At 61.7% G+C, this 3,708-nt stretch carries 3 protein-coding genes; all 3 read right to left on the bottom strand.

Annotated features, from left to right (window positions below; all coding sequences use genetic code 11):
* Positions 1-75: 75 nt before the first annotated feature.
* Positions 76-1,131, bottom strand: a complete 1,056-nt coding sequence (locus tag ACLP25_RS19265; RefSeq protein WP_442470772.1) for a saccharopine dehydrogenase family protein — start codon at positions 1,129-1,131, stop codon at positions 76-78.
* 283 nt (positions 1,132-1,414) lie between these two features.
* A complete protein-coding gene (locus ACLP25_RS19260; RefSeq protein WP_442470771.1) occupies positions 1,415-2,431 on the bottom strand; it encodes a DUF4331 family protein in 1,017 nt (338 codons plus the stop codon).
* Between the two features lie 214 nt (positions 2,432-2,645).
* A complete protein-coding gene (locus ACLP25_RS19255) occupies positions 2,646-3,080 on the bottom strand; it encodes a phage baseplate protein (RefSeq protein WP_442470770.1) in 435 nt (144 codons plus the stop codon).
* Positions 3,081-3,708 lie beyond the last annotated feature (628 nt).

Genomic DNA, 3,708 nt, shown 5'->3' with positions numbered 1-3,708 from the left:
GGCGATACGAACGACGTCATTCTTGTCGCCCGCTAAACCAAATCTACTGGACGCTTTTCGCTGGTTGCCTGCCCATCAGCCGTTGAGGTCATCGCGCGTCACGCCGTCGAACGAGAGGATGTAGTCTGGGCCGAACGCGCGACTCGGGGTTTGAAAGCCCGCCTTGACCTCTCCGGCTGCGACGCGCCTGGCGGCGTCGAAGGCCGTCACGGCGGTCAACGTATAAGCTTCCGGGGTCCTCAGGCGCGAACGGACCGTGTGTCCCGCAGCATTGCGCGCCTCTCCGACCAGCACGGCTCGTCCCGCGCGCCGCGCGGCTTCGGTTGGACCTTCGGGCAATCTGTCGACCTGGGCCTTGAGGAGGCTTTGCATGAAGCTGAGGCCAAGGAACGATTTGATGAAGGCGGGCGTCCGCGCAAGCCCAATGATCGCGGGCAGCGCCTCGAAATGGACCTCGATGTTGGGAATGCCGGTTGAATGAAACGCCGTGGCGACGTCGCCCCAGCTGACCTGGACAGTGGGTTTCGCGCCGTCGCCAAAATCGCACGACCCCGACTCCGCCCGGTCGCGGGAGATGAGGAGGCCGCGACGCCGCAGGCGCGTGCCGGCTGCGATCGCCTCGACCATGGTCTTGGCGGTTCCGCGCGACATGGTGGCGCCGAGCGACAGATAGAGTTTGAGATCGTTGGCGTCGGGCAACCGGCGTTTCAGATGCGTCGCGAGGCAGTCGGCCGGCACGACGTCGAAGCCGACGCCGGGCAAAAGCGCCACGCCTCGCGCCTTGGCTTCGGCGTCCCGGGCGGCGAGGGCCTCGAAGACTTCGATTTCGCCGGTGATGTCGAGGTAATGCACGCGATTGCGAAGGCAAGCGTCCGCCACCGGTTTCGACGTCGTCGAGAACGGACCGGCGACGCAGAGCACCACCGAAACGTCCTTGATCGCCGCATCAATCCGGCCACGATCGCGAAGATCGAAGCCTCGTGCGGCAAAGCCGAGCTGCTTGGCGATCGCTTCGACCTTTTCGCGATCGCGGCCGGCCAATATCGGGCGCGCGCCCTTGGCCGCCGCCGTCTTGGCGATGAGCTTGCCGGTGTAGCCGGTCGCGCCGTAGATCAGGATGGTTCCGCTCAAACGGCTATCCTTCCTCGCCTCGTCGGCAATGATGCGTCGCTTTGCCTCTCGACCAACCGACTCCAAAGGGCGTCGCGGGTAGCCTCATGACGAGAGGTTTTGGATTGTGAAGCGGAAGCGCCTGACGAATACAACGTTGGGACATGTCGGTCCCAACGCCGCCCACGCGGTCAGGTCGGTCGGCCGCCGCTCGAACGGGAAGCGTGGGTCGCTCGCATGCGGGGACCGCTGCCGCCGTACGGAACCTTCCGCCCGTATACCGGAATCGAGTTTGGCGCCGGTTTCACCCGCTGGTCTTGGAATGCGGCGTGCCCAAGTACGGGAACTCTCTCAGGACGTCGGTGTGGGGCTTGAGGCCTGTCGGCGGACACTCGTTTTTCGTCAGGAAGGCGAGGCGGTAGTTGATCACATCGTCCGTGAAGACCCGGCCGTTAGGATATTCTGCGGGCTTCGACGGATCGAAGCTCAGGACGTCAGGAAGCGTACGCTCTTTGTCGATCGCGGCAATCGCCTCCTCACGCGTGTAATTACCGGTGTGCCCCATAAGATGCACGAACTGGTCGAGCCATCGCTTGCGGTCATTGACGGGTTCGCTGGCGTTGTATTCCTCCTTGGTGTCATCGGTGTTGAAGAAGCTGCTGACGCTCGGATGGCCCGCGCGATCAACGTGAAGCAACGCGCCATCCCGTCTTACACTGCAGCGTCCCCAGATGTGGATCTCAGGCTTGGGATCGAGCTCACTCGTCGGCAGCTCGATGACGGTCGAAAACACGTTCGCTTCGGTATTCGAGTCCACGCCGGTCCATGGAGACTTGCCGCCGAGATGAGGCTCGGTGAAGTTCCGTTTGCCTCTGGTGTCAAAAAGGTTCTTGATTCCGTCGAAGTCGAAAAAGAACGCGTCGCTGCGGCTGCCGGCGAAAAAAGTGTAGGGGCCGGATTTGACGATATTCGGCTGGGGGCCAAAGGACACCTCGGCGTCGGCGATGATCTTCGTCCCGACCGCTTCGGGCGAACGCGACTCCGCGCCCTTTGCCGCGAATACGCTGACGGTCTGCCTGCCGTTCTGCGGCTTCGAGAATACGTAGCTGAACGCGATGTCCGTCAGGAAATCGCCGTCTGTGTCGATGTTGACGCGATAGATTGCATCGGGATGTAGCGCGTCCGCGTTGGGATTTGCATTCAGAATGATGGCGGTCCTGTTCCTGTCAGCGGGCGACTGGAATGCGTACAAGTCACAGAGGTCGAGTCGTTGATCGCCGAGCGGCGGGCCGAGACTGAGACCGGTAAAGTGGTTCGACATTGCACTCTCCTGCCAAATGGGAGCCCAGCTGGGACTGGCGCACGGAGCAACATACCATCGATCTTGAGAGAGAACGCGGGCAGGTTACGTCCGCCCCCGCCCGGAACATTCCTAGGGGAAAAAGGAACCCGGCGCGGCGAATGCTCCTACCCCAGGAATATAGGCTGACCGTGTGTCAAACCGTCAAAGTGCTCGAAAACAGCAGCGCCTTCGGCTACGGAAAGCCGCCAAATGACGAACATGCGCTATGGCGCCGAGAGCGTCCACCGCATTGATATTTCAACCGTTTAGTGATGGTCCTTGGCGGAGACGCAGTCCGGTAGAACGACCATCCGCCCCCGGCCGCCGTTGGACGCTTTCCCCTAGAGTTCCGAGCTTGTTCAGGTTGAAAGAGTCCGGCGGCGGCCGTATTCGTCCGCCTCAACCCACCGCCTGTGGTGGGTACGGTGGATGGTACGGTCGGACCGGCGGCGCGACATGGGCCTCGGCGCCGCGTCCGCATCTCGACGGTCGCCGGGTTGAAAAACATATGATCGGAGACGCGATTTCCGGTCTCGACCGGGTGTTGCGTGATCACCGCCCGGTCGTGGTGAAGCTCTTCTATTGTCACGTCGGGGATGATGCCGCCGATCGACGGGTTGTCGGTCATGATCAGGGTCGAAGTCGGCCGCGGCGTCGTCGATGATCGGGGCGAAGGCGTTGCTCATTGTTCATCCCCAGGAGAAAATGCTGTGATTCAATTCATGCGTAGCTTTCTGACAATTTTCTCCCTTCTTGCATTCACGATGCCAGTCGGGGCCGCGGCTTCCAAATGCGACGCTATCAGCGACCTGGAGGCTCAACTTCGCTGTTTCAATCGCGAAGCGGGAGGAAACGATCTCCCGATGCCGGCTCTTCCGGACCCGACAGCGCAATGTAGGCGGCTCCCCGGGCCGACCGCCAATTTATGCCCGGACGGTAATCAGCAAGGATACGAAATCACCAAAGAATATTGGACCCGTTTAAGCGAGTCTTCCGCAATCATTTGTACCGCCTTGGCCAAAAACAATTGGAATGTGGCGATGGCAACGTCGATTTGCCTAATAAGCCGCGCCCAGATTTCAAGCGCGACTGATCTACTGCGCCGCGCCTCCGAAATTTCTCGCGACGTCGGCCGAGGTCCGGTCAAGGTGCGATCCGACCGCGCCGGCCGCGGCGTTCGGGTCCGAGACGCCGGTGACGTTGACGTTGTTCGTTTGGTTGACGGTCACGGTCTTGTCGCCGCCGCCTGAGGCCGC

Origin of the sequence: Roseiarcus sp. (assembly GCF_052145395.1) — a bacterium.
Classification (GTDB): domain Bacteria; phylum Pseudomonadota; class Alphaproteobacteria; order Rhizobiales; family Beijerinckiaceae; genus Roseiarcus.
Note: the sequence above shows the minus strand (reverse complement) of the source record. Positions and strands in the feature narration are given on the sequence as shown.